20 protein-coding genes and 3 pseudogenes are annotated in these 16885 nt (G+C 41.9%); 8 read left to right on the top strand and 15 right to left on the bottom strand.

Annotated features, from left to right (window positions below):
* Positions 1–29: 29 nt before the first annotated feature.
* The 7 genes from KAI36_RS13045 to KAI36_RS13015 form a co-directional block, all read right to left on the bottom strand.
* On the bottom strand, positions 30–302 hold the full coding sequence (locus tag KAI36_RS13045) for a hypothetical protein (protein WP_220027982.1): 273 nt from the start codon (positions 300–302) through the stop codon (positions 30–32).
* Between the two features lie 217 nt (positions 303–519).
* Positions 520–699 (bottom strand): hypothetical protein, encoded by a 180-nt coding sequence (locus KAI36_RS13040; protein WP_220027981.1) that lies wholly within the window; start codon positions 697–699, stop codon positions 520–522.
* A 141-nt stretch (positions 700–840) separates the two neighbouring features.
* Positions 841–984, bottom strand: coding sequence for a hypothetical protein (locus KAI36_RS13035; protein ID WP_220027980.1), 144 nt, complete (start codon positions 982–984; stop codon positions 841–843).
* Entirely contained in the window at positions 981–1178 is a 198-nt protein-coding gene (locus KAI36_RS13030; protein WP_220027979.1) for a hypothetical protein, read from the bottom strand. The genes KAI36_RS13035 and KAI36_RS13030 overlap by 4 nt, the downstream gene beginning before the upstream one ends.
* A gap of 15 nt (positions 1179–1193) precedes the next feature.
* Positions 1194–1334 carry a hypothetical protein gene (locus KAI36_RS13025; protein ID WP_220027978.1) on the bottom strand — a complete coding sequence of 47 codons (141 nt, stop codon included), beginning with the start codon at positions 1332–1334 and terminating at the stop codon, positions 1194–1196.
* Positions 1335–1488: 154 nt separating this feature from the next.
* Positions 1489–2022 carry a hypothetical protein gene (locus KAI36_RS13020; RefSeq protein WP_220027977.1) on the bottom strand — a complete coding sequence of 178 codons (534 nt, stop codon included), beginning with the start codon at positions 2020–2022 and terminating at the stop codon, positions 1489–1491.
* Positions 2023–3007: 985 nt separating this feature from the next.
* Positions 3008–3502, bottom strand: a complete 495-nt coding sequence (locus KAI36_RS13015; protein WP_220027976.1) for a PTS sugar transporter subunit IIA — start codon at positions 3500–3502, stop codon at positions 3008–3010.
* Positions 3503–3565: 63 nt separating this feature from the next.
* On the opposite strand from KAI36_RS13015, the gene KAI36_RS13010 reads away from it, so the two are divergent.
* Positions 3566–4273 (top strand): GntR family transcriptional regulator, encoded by a 708-nt coding sequence (locus tag KAI36_RS13010; RefSeq protein WP_220027975.1) that lies wholly within the window; start codon positions 3566–3568, stop codon positions 4271–4273.
* A 73-nt stretch (positions 4274–4346) separates the two neighbouring features.
* Here KAI36_RS13010 and KAI36_RS13005 read toward each other — a convergent pair whose 3' ends face one another.
* Positions 4347–5546: an enolase C-terminal domain-like protein gene (locus KAI36_RS13005; protein ID WP_220027974.1), complete on the bottom strand. Its 1200-nt coding sequence runs from the start codon at positions 5544–5546 to the stop codon at positions 4347–4349.
* A 253-nt stretch (positions 5547–5799) separates the two neighbouring features.
* Between KAI36_RS13005 and KAI36_RS13000 the strand changes: the two genes are divergently transcribed.
* Positions 5800–7194 (top strand): PTS transporter subunit EIIC, encoded by a 1395-nt coding sequence (locus KAI36_RS13000; protein ID WP_220027973.1) that lies wholly within the window; start codon positions 5800–5802, stop codon positions 7192–7194.
* Between the two features lie 505 nt (positions 7195–7699).
* Here KAI36_RS13000 and KAI36_RS12995 read toward each other — a convergent pair.
* Together KAI36_RS12995 and KAI36_RS12990 are read right to left on the bottom strand one after the other, a co-directional pair.
* Positions 7700–7879 (bottom strand): hypothetical protein, encoded by a 180-nt coding sequence (locus KAI36_RS12995; protein WP_220027972.1) that lies wholly within the window; start codon positions 7877–7879, stop codon positions 7700–7702.
* A 471-nt stretch (positions 7880–8350) separates the two neighbouring features.
* Entirely contained in the window at positions 8351–9025 is a 675-nt protein-coding gene (locus tag KAI36_RS12990) for a sugar O-acetyltransferase (protein WP_258382306.1), read from the bottom strand.
* A 31-nt stretch (positions 9026–9056) separates the two neighbouring features.
* Between KAI36_RS12990 and KAI36_RS12985 the strand changes: the two genes are divergently transcribed.
* Both KAI36_RS12985 and KAI36_RS27700 read left to right on the top strand, forming a co-directional pair.
* Positions 9057–9719 (top strand): helix-turn-helix transcriptional regulator, encoded by a 663-nt coding sequence (locus KAI36_RS12985; RefSeq protein WP_258382305.1) that lies wholly within the window; start codon positions 9057–9059, stop codon positions 9717–9719.
* A complete protein-coding gene (locus tag KAI36_RS27700; RefSeq protein ID WP_220027969.1) occupies positions 9703–9798 on the top strand; it encodes an AraC family transcriptional regulator in 96 nt (31 codons plus the stop codon). Before KAI36_RS12985 ends, KAI36_RS27700 begins: the two co-directional genes overlap by 17 nt.
* A gap of 187 nt (positions 9799–9985) precedes the next feature.
* On the opposite strand, the gene pdxR is transcribed toward KAI36_RS27700, so the two are convergent.
* Entirely contained in the window at positions 9986–11473 is a 1488-nt protein-coding gene (pdxR, locus tag KAI36_RS12975; protein WP_220027968.1) for a MocR-like pyridoxine biosynthesis transcription factor PdxR, read from the bottom strand.
* A gap of 133 nt (positions 11474–11606) precedes the next feature.
* Here pdxR and KAI36_RS12970 point away from each other — a divergent pair.
* From KAI36_RS12970 to KAI36_RS12955, 4 genes and pseudogenes are all read left to right on the top strand, one after another.
* Positions 11607–12088 (top strand): annotated as a pseudogene (locus KAI36_RS12970) (YbaK/EbsC family protein).
* A gap of 270 nt (positions 12089–12358) precedes the next feature.
* Complete coding sequence (locus tag KAI36_RS12965; protein WP_220027967.1) at positions 12359–12907, top strand: DMT family transporter; 549 nt, start codon at positions 12359–12361, stop codon at positions 12905–12907.
* A gap of 27 nt (positions 12908–12934) precedes the next feature.
* Positions 12935–13243, top strand: a complete 309-nt coding sequence (locus KAI36_RS12960; RefSeq protein WP_220028119.1) for a DMT family transporter — start codon at positions 12935–12937, stop codon at positions 13241–13243.
* A 122-nt stretch (positions 13244–13365) separates the two neighbouring features.
* The gene (locus KAI36_RS12955) at positions 13366–14169 is read left to right on the top strand and encodes a PhzF family phenazine biosynthesis protein (protein WP_220027966.1); all 804 of its coding nucleotides are present in this window, start codon (positions 13366–13368) and stop codon (positions 14167–14169) included.
* Between the two features lie 297 nt (positions 14170–14466).
* Here KAI36_RS12955 and KAI36_RS12950 read toward each other — a convergent pair whose 3' ends face one another.
* The 4 genes and pseudogenes from KAI36_RS12950 to KAI36_RS12935 form a co-directional block, all read right to left on the bottom strand.
* Entirely contained in the window at positions 14467–15351 is an 885-nt protein-coding gene (locus KAI36_RS12950; RefSeq protein ID WP_220027965.1) for an IS3 family transposase, read from the bottom strand.
* Entirely contained in the window at positions 15273–15617 is a 345-nt protein-coding gene (locus KAI36_RS12945) for a transposase (protein WP_258382304.1), read from the bottom strand. The genes KAI36_RS12950 and KAI36_RS12945 overlap by 79 nt, the downstream gene beginning before the upstream one ends.
* A 94-nt stretch (positions 15618–15711) precedes the next feature.
* A pseudogene (locus KAI36_RS12940) lies at positions 15712–15951 on the bottom strand (DapH/DapD/GlmU-related protein); the annotation flags it as partial.
* 55 nt (positions 15952–16006) lie between these two features.
* Positions 16007–16531 (bottom strand): annotated as a pseudogene (locus KAI36_RS12935) (DUF1349 domain-containing protein); the annotation flags it as partial.
* Between the last annotated feature and the right edge of the window lie 354 nt (positions 16532–16885).

Below are 16885 nucleotides of genomic sequence, written 5' to 3'. Positions count from 1 at the left end.
CACATCTGATTGCCTTCGGTTCCGCGCATTTAATCATGAGACAGTACGTAGTTCACCGCATACGGAAAATCTCCGTCCATAGACGCGATCAGGCCAGCCGCTCGATAGCGGTTAATTGACTTGTCCCGGGGGTCACTTTTGCCCGGACGTGTACTGAAGAGTAACAGATTGCGAGCCGCCGCCACTTTGTAGGCTCCTTTCGCCCAGTGCTTCTTCTTCTTCTTCTTCTTATTGGAAGCATACGATTCATCATCGACTTTGTAGGAGCGCAGCAGCATGATGAGAAACTGCGCTTCGCTCACGGGATCTACTGAGCGGAATTTACCGTTTGCGTCTGCTCCGGCGACTCCGGAACGAAGTGCCCACTCAATCGCCGCTTGATCGGAGCATCCTGCGATATCTTTGATCTTGGTGGGATCCGTTGCTGGATAGCGCTTGCTCTTGAGGTGTTCGAATACCCGCACCGGCACCGTACCTCTAACCGCCCCAGAGCTGAGCGTAACCTTGTAATTTCCGGGCTTAACCCCTTCGAGTGTGCTCTGCCGAGACTTTCAGACCAGCAGGCGAACTGCTGGAGTAGGCAATCGCCGTTTTCGGGGTTCCAAATATGCCGTCATCGTAAGAGGCCACGATCTTCATCGGCAACTTGCTTCCCGGATTCAGCACCAATTCGTCGTATTGGGCGTATAAGCCCTGCATTGTGTTTCCTTTTCCTGTCGTGAACGACCAGGTACTTGCTTCGTCGCTGCAACTCCTTATACAGCGTATAATCGAGCTTCACCGTATAGACGCTGTACCAGTCCAGCACATCCTCCGGATATAAGAATACCGTTTCGCCTTTCAGTTCACCACGATGCTCGCTTCGAACGAATCAATGCCGCAGCCTGCCGCAGCCGAGATGATGCCACCCGAGTGTTCAACACCGAAGTGGACAAGCGGATTCGGATTCTCAGCTCCGTAGAATCCAACGTCGGCTCCTTTCATGTCGTTGCATTTTTAAAAGACATAACTTCAGCTACCGATGTGTTTGGCCATCCGGCTGCTTTGCCCAGATCTCCGGCCGTCACTCCCCTAAATCCTGGCGTGCCCGGCTTCTCCCTATGGGCCGTCAATCCTTCGAAGCGGGTAGTATTGTAATAAGCCGCGTGCGCCTGCGACAATCTCGCACCCAGTTCCAACGGGCCTACGCCTGCCTACGCCCGAATCTCGTTCAGATAAGCCAAGCTGTCGAGCTGATCCTGCGTAAACTCTCCTTGCGAGGGCGCTATAGCCGATGCCGCCGATGCGTGTTCTGCAGGAGACGCCGGTACGATGTCCGTTAGGGCCATAGTCAAGGCGAGCAGATAGGTAGCCCATCTACACCCCGTTCTCTGGGCGTTCGCTTGATTTCATATCCCTCTGCTTCCACTTTTTGCGAATCTTGCTAACAATGTTTAGGACACGTTCGCATCCAATCTCTCATTACGATTTTTTAATAAAATCGATACTTCACTTGTCCTGATTATGTAAAGCATGAAACAAGAAATCTATCTCTGTACATATATCCTTCAATACATCATAAGAAGGCAATCCAAGTTGCATTTGAAAAGATGGGTGAGCGTTCATATTTCTAATATTTCTTAGATTGTGATATCTAGACTTCTTTTCTTGATTAATAATATTTCTCTTTGACAATCTATCTATCATAGAGGAAAGCTGCAAACGCGTATTTCCAGTGTAATTTGACCCGTATATCTTTTCATGAACATGGGCAATCGTGGCCTCGAAAGCCTTAAACGCTTGATCCATAGATAGTGTCAAAAAGCTCCAGTACAAATAACCGTAAGCAAAGAGAGCTTTAGATACTTCAATCATTTCTTTAATTACTGGAGTAATGAGTTCACTATGCTTGAGCTCATCAATCGACTCTATCAGATAGCTCTCCGTAATTTTTTGATATTCACCTGTCAGAGGATCTCGGTAACCAAAAACATTAAAAGGTTCATCAGCAGTATAATAGTTCTCATTTGTAATTCGTTTCATCTACCTACCCCACTGTTCTAATAGTTTACTTGCTTTACATCCGATATAATATTCAATATCGGCACTTCATCAGTTGTCGATTAAACTATGCTAGAGTTTAAATCAGTAAAAATTAAATTTTAAATTACACGGTTCTAATCGCATAAAATATAAACTAAGCGTACAACTCTTTACAGTTGCACGCTCATTTTTTATGTCTTTGTAAGCCCCAAATATCCATCTAATTACTAAAAAAGCATGTCAAACGTAAACCAAACGTATCTTTTAAATAAGTATCTGTTGCTAGGATAATTTGTTTCATAGAATTTGTGATCTCTAATATTGATACCCCTGGTTGGACAATAGAAATTTCAAATTCTGTTTCATAACCAGTTCTCACCATCTTTTTCAGACAGGGAATGTTGTTGTAACGTAGAGTTACGCACCTTTCTTGTTGGCATGGGCTCAACACTTCCATGATACCAAACAAGCGAGGTGTTTTTTGTCAATACGAGTAATTGTATTGAATTCTTCTTACTCTCTCAAGGGTTTAAACCGATTTTCCAGCTGCGAAAGTTGAGTTAGGACTGTTTTTAAGCATGAATGAGACCGTTTATAGCTTCAAAATGAGACCGAGAAATAGCAGCAATCCCTTGTGTGACAGGAGATTGCTGCTATTGGTATGTGGGCAGGGCTATAAGTAATACAGCGTACAACCGTTATTTATACCACTGTAATCAAATTATTAGCGAAAACAACTTAATTATTGCATTATAATCCAGACCTAATGATCAAAAGCCATTTTGAATGTGTTAGGGCTTTTTAATACGTCGTTACACCTAATATTGTTGTATCCTTCTGAGATTTGCTGAATTCAAGCATGTACGGTGGTGTGAGAGGACGGGGGCTTGCTACCCCCTCCTACTCAATTATTAGCGAAAACCTATTTAATTTTCAAAATATGAAATGCAGACTTCAAAACTGCTACAAGGCAGCCCTGAACAGCTTAATAAAATATACGTAACACCGTCTCGTTCTCAGGTTGTTTACTCTCGCTTACAACCTCGACCCGCGAGAAGGTGTCCTGTCCTCCTGGAACAACGATGGGCGTAACAGTAGAACATCCGTTTTCCCGGAGAGTTTCCATATCAAATTCCAGTAGAAGCTGCCCTTTTTTTACCCGGTCGCTGTTGCTTACATGAGCTGTAAAGCCCTTCCCTTTAAGAGAAACGGTATTCATGCCAACATGAATGAGCAATTGAACGCCGTTCTTGTGCTCGATGAGAATAGCATGCTTACTCTTTTCCATGATATGGGCGATAATGCCGTCAAAAGGAGCAATGACCTTGCCGGAATCTGGCAAGATGGCGAATCCCTCGCCCATCGCTTTACTTGAGAAGGCTTCGTCCTGAACTTCATTCAGAGCTAAGAATTGACCGGAGAGAGGCGATGAAATATCTATGGAAGGCGATTCTATCTTTTTTTTCTTAAACCCAAACATAGGTTTTCCTCCTGTAACTGTGTGTTAGAATAGCAATGAAATAACGAATAGGGGGCCTGCCTTGTGAACAAAAGAGACTTTGTCATCCATGATCTGCTCAGTAAAATCTATCAAAAACATTATTCAGACTGGAAGCTTCCTACAGAAAGAGAATTGGCGGCGCAATATAAGGTTTCCAGATTTACAATACAAGAATCCATTAAGAAGCTGAAATATATGGGTATGGTTAAGGTTGTCCAGGGTTCGGGTATTTTTATTAACAAAAATATTCAAGCTAGTCCGCTGATCTACAACTCACTTACAGAGAATCCTTATTCCAATATTCAGTCTAAGGTCATCGAGCTGCAGAAGCTTCCTTCCACCCCTAGTGACCAGCAAATCTTTAATATAACTTCCGAGGATGAAGTGTGGATGTACCAGCGCTTGAGAATCGTTAACTATCAGACAATGCAGATTGAGCAGTCGAGATTGCCTGCGACATTATTCCCTGTATTAACACAGAAGGATGCCGAGAATTCCATTCAGTCATTTGTGAAAAAGCATAAGTTCACTATCTCACATTACCTGAATACTTATGAGGCAATCTCGCTTGATAAAGAACAAGCGATGTTCTTGCAGCAAAAAAAGAAAAGCCCAGCAATGAAAATTTCAAGCCGTGGAATACTGAATAACGGTACCATTTTTGAAATCAGTGAAATTGTCGCTGTCGACTATAAGTGCACGTACTTGACGGCCTTCAACAACGAGCATCACAAAAGAAGAAACCTCTGATACGCAGCTAATAATTGACCTGAAACTCTCCGTGCTGACCGCCTGTGCCGGAGAGTCTTTTGCTGCGCCTTAATTACGGCGTCATTAGCGTCCCGTCGGGTAATCTGGCCTGTGTCCATTCATGCATACGGTATTCCACCGGGAAGGCACCTGCCTGTTCCTCATTGAACTCCACGCCGATGCCCGGCAGATCAAGCGGATAAATATAGCCATCAATGGCGTCAATATTGTGCGAAAATACGCTGCGGGTGTTTGCTTTAATCGGAATATTCTCCTGAATCGCTGCATTATGCAGATGAATGTTGAGATGTGTATTGACGGCAATTCCAATTGGCGTAATATCGGATGGTGTATGCCAGGCGATACGAACCCCGAAAGCCTCGCATAATGCTCCAAGCTTCAGCGCAGGTGTAATTCCCCCGATTTGGGATACATGGCAGCGGATGAAATCAATCTGTCTACCCGCAATCAGGTTTCTCCATTCCAGCGGATTGTTGAACAGTTCGCCTGTGGCAATCGCCGTTGACGTTTGTGAGCGGATCTGCCCTAACCATTCATTCTGATCCGGCGGCAAAATATCCTCGATAAAGTAGGGCTTATACGGTTCGACCGCTTTGGCAAACTGCACTGCCTGATTGGGGAATAACCGCTCGTGAACATCATGAAGAATATGGAACCGGTTGTTATACTTTTCCCGCAAAAGATCAAACATTCTGACCGTAGTCTCCATATACTCGTCCTGATCATAATAGGAGCCCGCTGTGGAAGTGGCCGGAGAGTGCAGCTGTGAAGGATTCCCCCCGTAGAAGCCAAGCTGGCAACGGATGTGCTTGTATCCTTGTTCAAGGAGTCCATCGATCTCGCTGTACAGATCTTCAATATTGTCAGCAACTGCATGAGTATATGCCGGAATGGCATCCCGTGATTTGCCGCCAAACAGCTGATACAATGGCATACCGGCGAGCTTGCCTTTAATGTCCCATAGAGCCATATCAACACCGGAAACTGCATTATTCAGAATAGGTCCGTTGCGCCAGTATGAATTGACCATCATCATATGCCACAAGTCTTCAATATGGTTGGCGTCACGGCCAAGTAAAATCGGTCTGAGGTATTCCTCTATGACGAGCTGGACGGCTTTGGGCCGTTGCTGAAAAGTGGCGCAGCCATATCCAATGACTCCATTATCTGTATTTACCCTGACAACCACCAGATTATGACGGTCAGGTTTTAGTATAAAGCTTTCCACATTAGTGATGATGGAAGGGTTCATGTTTCTCCTCTTTTCTACAATTTCTAAGAGTATTGAACCATAGTTTGAAAGGAAGAATCAATTTGGTTTGGTAAACCGATTGAATAACGAAAGATATCAGTCCAATTATGATGAAAAATGAATAAAAACCCTTTGTTATAAAGGTTTTTTTGAGAAAGACTAACCATTTTGGACTGCTTTTATTAGAAGTTTCTTTATGATACTATTCAGTGTGTAAGCGGAACCAATATCCATTAGGACAGGAGAATTATTAATGAGCAAAGAGAAAGCGATTAAGGACATGATTGCAGGAATAGGCGGTGAGGAGAATATTGAAAACGCCTGGCATTGTATGACACGACTTAGATTTGAGCTGAAAGATAAAAATAAAGTAGATATTATGAAAATCAAAGAGTTGGACCCAGTACTTGGTGCGCAGTTCAATCAAGACCAGTTTCAAATAATAATAGGTCCTAAAGTCGGAGAATATTACACCGTTCTAGCTAATGAGCTCAAGCTAAAGGATGCGCAGAGTCCTGAAGAGGAGAAGGGAAGCAAGCAAAAAGTAGGTTTTGTTACTCTCTTCATGAACATAGTATCTGGCGTATTCGGGCCCATTGTACCAGCAATTGCAGGTGCGGGATTAATCAAAGGACTTATTGCCGGTTTGACTGCACTTCATTACATCTCGGATAAGAGTGAGACCTTTCAAATAATAAATATGATGGCCAGCGGTGTGTTCACTTTCCTGCCATTCTTCCTGGCAGCCTCGGCGGCCAAGATTTTCAAGACCAATCAGTATTTGGCCATTGCCATAGCGGCAACTATTATGTTCCCAACGATGGTGGATGCGGCGAAAGCCGGTGAAATATCCTCCTTTCATTTCCTTAATCTGCTCCCGATTCCAGTTTTCAACTATAGCGGAACCGTCATCCCGATTATTTTTGCCGTTTGGGCGATGAGTTATATTTATGGCTGGGTTAACAAGATTGTTCCGGAAGTGCTCAGAACGGTAGTTACACCAACGTTGACTCTATTTATCTCTGGATTTATGGCTTTAGCTGTTATTGGTCCAATCGGTGTCTATTTAGGAAACGGACTGGCTTGGCTGGTTCAAGGCTTGTTTGACATCTCCCCTGTTCTGGCTGGTGTGGTTGTTGGTGCGATTCGTCCAATAGCTGTCTTTACGGGCATGCACCATGCCATGACCCCAATTGCGCTGCAGAACTTTGCAACACAAGGCTACGATATGTTAATGCCGATGATGTGTATGGCTAACTTCTCGATTGTAGGCGCAACCTTTGCCGTGTATTTTAAAGTGAAGACCTCGAAAGAAAAAACAATTATCGTCTCCGCTGCCGTCTCCGGCTTGCTGGGAATAACAGAGCCCGCTTTGTTCGGGGTGTTAGCAAAGTACAAAAAAGCCTTCTTGGCTGCCACGATTGCCAGTACGGTTGCTTCCGCCTACATTAGTTTCTTTGGTGTCCGTTTGTACGGATATGTACTGTCCAGTATTTTCAGTATTCCGGCATACATCGGCCCCTACTTTGTCTATGCAATTTCGGGAATGCTCATTGCGGTTGCGGTAGGTTTTACCGTTTGCAATCTACTATTGAGTAAAAATGATATTGAAAATGCCAATAAAGCCTCCCTGCAGTCTGCACAGTAATGCAGCAAATAAGTTATTTGCTGCATTACAGGTACCGAACTTAATTTTCGCAGGTAGCCTTAAATTTTGCTGTATAACGTTTTCGAAAGATATTGAAAAGCTCGCGCTCGTTTCAAGAGAAGATATACGTCTTTTAAAACATTATATGCTTTCAGTCACATAACATTTCGGATCCCCTGAAATCCTTTTTTGAATCAGCCACTTCATGCTAAACGAATGATTTTAGGCAAAAAGAACTTCCCATTTACGGAAGTTCTTTTTTCTTTCTCAGGTTAATCACTCTTTTATTGAAGATGCGAAATCACTGACTTAAATATCTTAGTTCTCACTTTTAAAGCATTTGAAACCATAATACTGAGTACATTTTTAAACGATTGAAGTTCATCCTCAGAAATACTAGCTGCTGGGTTCTTTTATACACATTTTATCTGCCAGTTCACGACGCTGGGTAATGGACTCACTAGTATAGATATAGTATACCGCAATCCATTGGCTCCTAGTCATACTATATTTTCTTTAGAGTTTTTAATACAACATCCGCCGAGACTGCAGTTGCCGCTATAAGGTTCTGCAATGCGATAGGAATGACGAGGTGTACAAGCTCTCGATTGAACGTACGATTAAAATTAGCGCCTGCTGTATTTACCAGCTCTACACGTTTTTGCACTCTACCCCCTGCTTTCATAAAACATCTAATTCTTTAAAAATTGTACTCAATCTTCTTTGTTTTTTTCCACAAAATCGGGTATTATAATGCAAAAATCGTATTTTCTTTTATGAGGTATTGCTACGAATACATCACTTTAAGTACTCTCTAATTTCTCTTTTATATAAAGCTAATTTAGTGACACAGTGTATCGTTTTCCCACCAATTCTCAACATTGAATGATCTGATTAGGATCTCATGAAAAAAGATACCTCTCTTGATAGAGATAGAGGGTGTCCTTTCTTTTCTTTATTTCTTACACACGCTTAAATTCGATCCAGCTTATTTCAAGCCCCTTTTTTCACCGGCTCAAGTTTTAGCTCTTAATGTCCTGCTTCGAAACTTTTGCTAGCTTTTGACGAATCCATCGCCCGTATTGCTCAGCAAATTCTCATAAGCGCATATCAGTGAGCACTAATTTAATCATTTTAATTCTCCCTCAACTGTGAACTATCTCAAATTGGCTTCTTCATCCAGATCATCTTTCGTAATTTTTCTGTCTTTGTAATAATACTTTTGATTATGTTCGTCAATTGCGCGCAATACCTTGTAAGGATTACCCACAGCTACGGAGTTCGCCGGAATATCTTTTGTTACTACACTCCCGGCACCAATAACAGTATTTTCACCGATAGTGACCCCAGGACAGATAGTCACATTTGCCCCGATCCAACAATTGTTCTCGATTTTCACAGGATCTGCGTACATATATCCCCGATAATCCGGGTGGATCGGATGTCCCACAGTAGCAATTGTTGCAGCTGGACCGAACATCACGTTTTTCCCGATAATAATCTTAGTGTCGTCAACAAAATTGCAATTAAAATTAATGTAAGATCCTTCACCAATTTCAATGTTTGTTCCATAGCAAAAGTAGAAAGGCGGTTCAATCCACACGTTTGTTTCTTTGCCAAATATTTCAGTTATAAGCTGGGCGCGCTTATCCAAGGCATCTGGTGCTGTTGAATTGAAGGCAAGCATTCTTTTTTTCGCCTGCATTCTATCTTCAGGCAGTCCTTCACAGTAATCAGTAAATAACTTACCAGAAGCAATTCGTCTCTCATAGTCATACCGGAATTCTTCATCGTACAAGGCGGTTCCCTTAGAGCCCAAATTGGTAATCAAGTTCTTGTATTGAATCCAGGAGACGGCATTTTTGTTAGCGCTAATACGTTTGCATTCATTTGAACAAATCAGTGAACACGATCGATGTAAATGTCCTAACATTGTTTTCTCTGCTGAGTTGATCTCGCCACATACGAGTATCATTTATAAAACGTATGTACGGCCTATTCTTGCTAACTCGGAATTACCTTATTTTGTTTTGCATGCCGATAACCCTTGGCACAATGAAATTTTAAACAAACTTTCGTCTATCTTTTCATTGTTGCATCAGTATGGCTTGAAAAGTCCTTTTGGTGATTTTCCCGATATACATCAGAATGCAGAATCTCTGGAAGGAGCTTGTTTTGAAATGCAAGTGCAGTGCAATCTGAATCAAATCTGGCAATCCATCTACAATCATCTGGATCAAATTCCTAAAATCACTCAATCCCAAAAAGATGTGAAACACCAAGTAAGATTACAAAACATGCTAACTTTTATTCATCAGAATTATATGAACGAAGTTTCGTTAGAAGATATTTCGTTGTCAGCCAACATCAGTAAAAGTGAAGCGTCTCGCTGTTTTCATTCCTTTTTGAATTGTTCGCCCATTGAATATTTGCTACAGCATCGTGTGGAATCTTCCAAACACTTGTTAAGTTATAACACGCTTAACATACAAGAAATATCATTAGAATGTGGATTTAATTCGTAGTTATTTTATTAAGGTATTTAAAAAGAAAGTTGGGATGACACCTAGAGAGTATAGGATTGAGAATAACGTCCATAATTAAACGATTTATCACCTTAACAACAACGAACAAGATGAATATCGAATTAGAAAAATAGCATGTGGGCTGTTCTAATCGCATGAGCATAGCGATCTATTTATGAGACTTCATATTATGACAAACGCTTATGTCTTAAACAAAAGAAGCCACTAAATTAGCGACTTCGTAGGTTTTGTGACTCTTCTATTATTTAGGTAATCATATATGGAGGTGAATGGCCTGTACCTTTATCTTTCATCATAGACCTAAAGATTTCACACAGTATGATTACGCCCTCGCGCAGTAATTCTTCATTCACATAAGAAAAGCTTATTCGGAGATGATGGTTCTCATGTTCTACAGGGAAGCACGTCGAACCTGGTAAAAATGAAACTTGTTTCTTTTTTGCTTCCAAGAGAACGTGATGAGACTGCATCCATTGAGGAAGAGTGATCCACAGGTTAGGTCCTCCACTTGGAATAAACCACGAGACGCCATCAGGACAATGTTTCGAAAGAAGTTCAATAACCAAGTCTCGTCGGGCTTTAAGCGCATTTCTCATTTTATCCATGTGATCAACCATTTTATGGGATTCTATAAAAGGTAATAATAGTTTCTGAGTGATCAACGGAGTCCCTAAATCCGTGTTAGCTTTGGCTGAAAGGAGCCGCTTGAAAATAGAACCCGATGCAGCGAGAACACCGATCCTGCATCCAGGTGCCAGTGTTTTACTCAACCCTTTTAAATAGATCACATGTCCATGCTCATCCATGCTTTTTATTGGAGCTGGCGGCTTTTGATCATAAAACACCTCGCTCCATGGATCGTCTTCAACAATAATGGTTTGCATCGCTTGAGCAATATCCAATAAGTTCCTTCGCCTTTTACTACTCATCACGGTACCCGTAGGATTATGAAACGTAGGAACGGTATAAATGATCTTCGGACGATACGTATCACACAGATGCTGAAGAATATCCAGCCGCATCCCTTCTTTATCCACCGGTACAGTTAAGATGGTGACGCCACGGCCGCGAAAAATATCGATGGCTCCAGGGTAAGTTGGAGCTTCCAACACGACCACATCACCGGGACCAACAAATGTACGTGCGATTAAGTCAATAGCTTGCTGCGATCCGTTCGTGATCAGCAGATTTGCAGGTTGTGTATGAATCCCTTTTTTAGATAAGTAGGTTTGCATGGCCAATCTAAGCTGCATATCTCCTTGAATTTCCCCATAACTAGAAAAAAAGTGACTCTGTTTTCCAATAAGGTGCCGCAACTCGTGGTCCAAAAGTGAACCAGGAAGCAACTCTGGATCAACCATCGAAGAGGATAAATGAATTTTTTCCGGTACAATATGAAATTGAGAAAACTGGGATCGAGGCAAATAATCCTGAACAGATAACTGCCAATCTTGCGCAATTTGTTCCTCTGACTTATTTATGGAGTAATTATTCGGCTTGTTGAGCACAAAGGTGCCTCTCCCCTGTACGGAATAAACATATCCCTCTTTCTCCAATTCTTGATATGCTTTGACGACCGTTAGTAAACTCACTCCGATTTCCTTGGAAAGCGCACGGACTGAAGGTAACTGTTCCTCCCCTTGTAAAAAACCCGAAAGAATTTGATCCACAATCGCCAATCCAATTTGCTTTGATATAGAAATGCCATTGTTTCGCTGAATATCAATATACATTTTTAATCACCCATTAGTGTTATAGTTGATTGTTGAGTGTTATACACTTTGATCGTTTATGATGTCTATATTGTTGTTTAATATTATAACACTAAGACATCTGTTTAGTGAAAAAGAAGGAGTGAGATTCACCTTGTCCTTTGAAAAAGTGAAACAGTATTTTGAGCAATATGGATTATCGCACCGACTAATAGAATTGAGCCAGTCATCTGCGACAGTGGAACAAGCTGCCATGGCTATAGGTTGTGAGCCTGGATGATTGCAAAGACCATGTCATTTTATCTGAACGATAATGTAATCCTAATTGTGACGGCTGGGGACGCAAAGATAGATAATAAAAAATACAAAAACTATTTTCATGAAAAAGCAAAAATGGTTCCTAGTGATCAAGTGGAAAACCGTGTAGGCCACCTACCAGGCGGGGTATGCCCCTTTGCTATTAACAAAGATGTTGTTGTTTATTTAGATGTATCCCTTAAACGTTTCGATACCCTATTTCCCGCTGGAGGAAGCGCAAACAGTGCGGTTAAAATGTCCTTGCAGGAATTGGAAATATACTCTTCACCTTTAGGTTGGGTAGACGTATGTAAAGATTGGGATGTCGATTTGAGTTAAATCTAATTATCCGTAACTCCAATCAAGGGAGGGTTATTATCTCATGAAATTTCAGTATTTAGTGTTGTAGTCAATTATTGATTGTTATACACCTTCGATGGATAAACTCTATGTATTATTATCTATTTCAATAACAAATAGACATTGAGTTTTGCAAGTAAGGAAGGTTATCAATGAAGATTACGGATCAAGTCTGACTCTGAAGTAACGTTGCACATCTGGAAAATAAGAATGAACCGGGTATCCCGGTTAGCAGTAAGGATGATTTCTATGCTCAACAATAGCAAAAAAGGGCTTTTACTTTTAATTGTTGCGACCTTATTCTGGTCGGGAAACTACATCTGTGGTCGATATCTCTCCCCGGCGCTGCCTCCAACGTTGCTGAACACTATTCGTTGGGCAATTTCAGCCCTCATTTTATTTGGTATGATACGTGCAAGTAAACAGAAACTTCCATTATTCTCGAAATGGAAAGAGTTCTCCTTACTTGGTTTTCTAGGTATCTTCGTTTTCTCGACGCTTACTTATGAGGGATTAACACTAGTCAGTGCATCAAGGGCTGGTATGATTTCAGCTTTGATTCCGATATTTATTTTGTTATGCACCCCCCTTGTCTTAAAAGAGAAAGTATCAAGTCGTGCATGGATCGGATCCCTAATTTCAATTGTTGGTGTTTATTTGTTATTTCAAAGTAAAGAACCAGTTTCGGGTAGCGGTTCACTTATGGGCGATATTTTAATTCTTCTGTCGTGTGTCGCTTGGAGTTTTTATACGGTTCTAGGAAAGAAGTATAGCGCATCGATTGATCCACTGACATAAACTGCTGGTGCAGCAGTTTATGGAAGCATCTTTAGTGCGATTAGCTGTATAGGTAGGATTGACCCGGCTACTATTAATATGACACCAACCGCATGGCTCTGCATTCTTTACGTAAGTACATTTGCATCCGTTGTTGCCTATGTTTGTTGGAATGCGGGTATTAAGCTGATGGGTGCGGCAAAGGGAGCCCCCTTTATTAACTTGTTACCCATATGGACTGTTATACTTGGCGTATTTTTACTAGGTGAGCAAATATCAAGGGGCGCATTAGCTGGCGGAGCTTTGGCCATGTTGGGAGCTGTTTTTGCGAATGGGAAATCTAAAAAAACAACATGAACATTTTGTCATGATCGCTCAACGCCATAATTTTTTTTAATTATTTTAAATTTTGTTTTCTATTCAAAGATTGAAAAATTCCTATGTTCACTTCAAACTCGATAAAAAAAGGAGAAAAGACAATGAAATACTTTGTAGTTGATGCGTTTGCAGAGAACCTGTTTGAAGGAAATCCTGCCGGAGTTTGTATTATGGACAACTGGCTTTCAGATCATCTTATGCAGAAAATTGCTACTGAAAATAATCTTTCCGAAACTGCTTTTGCGGTTAAAGAGGGTGATAGATATCACCTAAGATGGTTTACTCCTGCCGAAGAAATAGATCTTTGTGGACATGCCACACTCGCGACAGCATATGTGATTGCAAACTATTATGAAAATAATATGGAACAAATTACCTTCAAAACGATGAGCGGAGAGCTTATTGTGATGAAAAACGGAGACCTCTATGAGATGGATTTTCCGAGCAGAATGCCAGAAGAGTTTTCTTTAACAGAGCAAATGGTTGAAGCGCTTGGTGTTACCCCTATAGAAACGTATTTAAGCCGTGACTTAATGTTTGTATTGGAAAGTGAAGAAGCGGTTCAAACTGCTACACCTGATTTCTCTAAACTGAAAGAGTTACCAGACGGTCTTGGTGTCTCCATTACAGCGAAAAGCGAAAAATTCGATTTTGCATCTAGAAGCTTTTTTCCAAAGTTAAACGTAAATGAAGATCCAGTATGCGGTTCCGCGCACTGTAACTTTATTCCCTACTGGGCAAAACGGTTGGGTAAAAAAGAGTTAACAGCAAGACAGCTTTCTAAACGTGGTGGAACTTTATACTGCAAACTTGAAAATGATCGTGTGAAAATGGCTGGCAGAGCTGTCTTATATTCCATTGCTGATTTACAAATCGAAGAATTGGAAGGCGTACGTATAAAATGAAAATAAAACAAAATAATTAAAGAATTATGGATTACGCTCCTTGAAATCCCTAGCTGCCCGTGTTTTTCTTATCGAGTCTTTGTTTCCATAAGAATGTGAAAACTGCCCTGTATTATGCTACTTATACAGTGCTTTTCATTTAGATACTCATCTAATCGGTAATCGGACTATGTTCTTGTCCATTCCGGCAATCGGTACAAGTTCTTGTCCTTAGCTCGGGACACGAACTTGTACCGATAAAAATAAAAAAGCCGCTAAAATGGTCAAGACCCCATTTAGTGGACATTGAAAAAACACCTAGGCTACAAGGTGGCGCCGGTACTCAACCGGCGTCATTTTTTGTAGTTTTCTTTGCGGTCTAGACTCGTTGTAAAACGTGATGTATGCTTCAATTCGTCTTTGCGCCTCTTCCACACTTCGTATATCATAGAGGTAGAGCCCTTCCGTTTTGAGATGTGAGAAGAAGCTCTCCATGGAGGCATTGTCATAACAATTGCCTCGGCGTGACATGCTGATTTGGGCGCCAACCTGTGGCAGCATGTCATGGTACGCAATAGACGTGTATTGGGATCGCTGATCGCTGTGAACGATCAACCCAGTCACGTCTTTATGCGTTTCAAAGGCCTTCTCAAAGGTTTGTAAGACCAACTGAGTGTCATTACGCAAATCCATATGGTAGGCAATGATCTCGTTATTGAATAGATCTTTAATGGCTGAGAGGTAGAGCCACGTATCTGCAACACTATATTGTGTAATGTCTGTCACCCATTTCTGGTTTGGCGCGTCGGCTTGAAAATGTTGTTGTAACAAGCTCTCTGCAACTCGTTCGCGTACGGATGGTGCATAGTTATTACGGTGCTTACGGCGGATTTTAGAACGTAATCCAAGCTCCTGCATGATCCGCAGCACCTTCTTGTGATTGATCAGTAGTCCGTGCTCCTGAAGGAGGAAGAGTTGGAGCTGTCTGTATCCATATTTGCCGTCATACTTCGCATACAAAGCTTGAATGACTTTTTTAAGTTCATGATCCTTATCCTCAGCTTTTCGCTTCAAATAGGCATAGTAGCCGCTACGTGATACCTTAAACACTTTGCATTGCTCGGCTACTCCATACCACGCTGTGGCCTGCTCAACGGCCCTGTACTTTTGGCTCGCACCTCCCGCATCCAGATTTCCAAACACTTTTTTAGCATCTCATTCTCCCGTTTAAGACTTTGAATGTGCCGTTCCTCATCGATGTATGCCTCTTGACGGCCTCGGCGATCCAACAGTCCAAACTCCCCCAACATTCGATACTTCCTCATCCATACTTTCATCCGATTTTCGTCTACTATTCCTAAATGCTCATTAATCTGGCGATAAGTCCATCCTTCTTCGATATGTAATCTGATGGCTTTCACTCTTAGCTCGTGTGTATATCGCTTAAACTTCTGCCCCTTTATTGCCATTAAAAATGCACCCCCTAGAATTTTCATCGGATAAACCAGGGGTTTATTCCAATGTCCATTCTAAGGGGTGCACTTCACTTGACCATTTCGTGCTTTAGTTCCTTTTATATTTATACTTATCCTCTTCAGTTATTTCGCGAATTACTCTACAAGGATTTCCTAATGCAATAACTCCGGAAGAAATATCTTTGGAGACAACACTTCCTGCTCCAATGATCGAATTGTCCCCTATTGTTACCCCAGCAAGGACGATAACATTCCCACCTATCCACACATTATTTCCAATAGTAATTGGAAAAACAACTTCTAACCCTTCGTTTCGTTGTTCCACATCCGCTAGTCAGAAACTCACTATGCGGTGAGTACAGCTTACTCTAAAGCCTATTCGTTTACTTTACCGGAGGATCGATATGAAGGTCTTGATCCCGCTCTGTAAAGTCCCAGCGAGTAAAGGTGGCCTCAAAGCCCTCACGAGTTGGCGAACAGGTATAAGGACCGGCTTGATTCCCGGTTGTGTAGGGAAAACGCGCCACACGAATCGTTCGCCATTCGTGATGCTCCGTCCGTGCCCGGATAATCACGGCATCCTTCATAATGGAGGCGCGCAGGGTGACCTCTTCCCCGACCCACTCCGGCACGGCCGCAAGCGACCAGTCAGGATAGCCCTCGGTTACGACTGCGGAAAGCTGGGGAATGCCGTCATTGATTTCAACCCCCGTTTTAATCCATTGCTCCGGGCCATGATATAACAGAATGCCTGCCTGATCGTAAAGCTCTGTAAATGACGCAAGTTGAAAAGACACCTCAACCGCTGTGTTATTATCCCAATCCGCCAACAAAGCCGACCCATCCTCATACTCAAAACCATATAAAGTCTTTTTCCAGAGGTCTCTTCCCTTTTCAGGCGCAACCTTAAACGCAACCGTTGAGGGCCGGCATAATCGCATCAAGGCTTACCAACGTCGGCATTACTTCACCAGACACTATGGCCGCTACAGAGCCGACATTCTCGTGGAATGTAACCATCATCGGGTATTGGCTTGACTGTCAAGCACTGATTATTAGGTTGAGCCAAATTTAATGAAGCAAATATCAGGTTTTAGAACGACATGGAGCAGTTCCTCAAAGCAGAAAATACTTTTTAGTATAATACAATTCACATGTCAAGCACTGATCTTTTGGCTGATCCAAGAGGCTGTACCAAAATAGGATTCCTTTAGAAAGTTGTTCCTTAAGACGTTTACTAATAGATGAATTTATGACGTACA

It is taken from the genome of Paenibacillus sp. S02 (assembly GCF_019454065.1).
In the GTDB taxonomy this organism is placed as follows: Bacteria; Bacillota; Bacilli; order Paenibacillales; family Paenibacillaceae; genus Paenibacillus; species Paenibacillus polymyxa_B.
The sequence above is the reverse complement of the archived record's forward strand: the minus strand, read 5'-3'. Positions and strand labels throughout refer to the sequence as shown.

Excerpts from the sequence above, each read along its gene's own strand:
- KAI36_RS13040 (WP_220027981.1), bottom strand. The coding sequence starts at position 699 with ATGCAGGGCTTATACGCCCAATACGACGAATTGGTGCTGAATCCGGGA.
- KAI36_RS13035 (WP_220027980.1), bottom strand. The coding sequence starts at position 984 with ATGAAAGGAGCCGACGTTGGATTCTACGGAGCTGAGAATCCGAATCCG.
- KAI36_RS13020 (WP_220027977.1), bottom strand. The coding sequence starts at position 2,022 with ATGAAACGAATTACAAATGAGAACTATTATACTGCTGATGAACCTTTT.
- KAI36_RS13015 (WP_220027976.1), bottom strand. The coding sequence starts at position 3,502 with ATGTTTGGGTTTAAGAAAAAAAAGATAGAATCGCCTTCCATAGATATT.
- KAI36_RS13005 (WP_220027974.1), bottom strand. The coding sequence starts at position 5,546 with ATGAACCCTTCCATCATCACTAATGTGGAAAGCTTTATACTAAAACCT.
- KAI36_RS13000 (WP_220027973.1), top strand. The coding sequence starts at position 5,800 with ATGAGCAAAGAGAAAGCGATTAAGGACATGATTGCAGGAATAGGCGGT.
- KAI36_RS12995 (WP_220027972.1), bottom strand. The coding sequence starts at position 7,879 with ATGAAAGCAGGGGGTAGAGTGCAAAAACGTGTAGAGCTGGTAAATACA.
- pdxR (WP_220027968.1), bottom strand. The coding sequence starts at position 11,473 with ATGTATATTGATATTCAGCGAAACAATGGCATTTCTATATCAAAGCAA.
- KAI36_RS12965 (WP_220027967.1), top strand. The coding sequence starts at position 12,359 with ATGCTCAACAATAGCAAAAAAGGGCTTTTACTTTTAATTGTTGCGACC.
- KAI36_RS12955 (WP_220027966.1), top strand. The coding sequence starts at position 13,366 with ATGAAATACTTTGTAGTTGATGCGTTTGCAGAGAACCTGTTTGAAGGA.
- KAI36_RS12945 (WP_258382304.1), bottom strand. The coding sequence starts at position 15,617 with ATGGCAATAAAGGGGCAGAAGTTTAAGCGATATACACACGAGCTAAGA.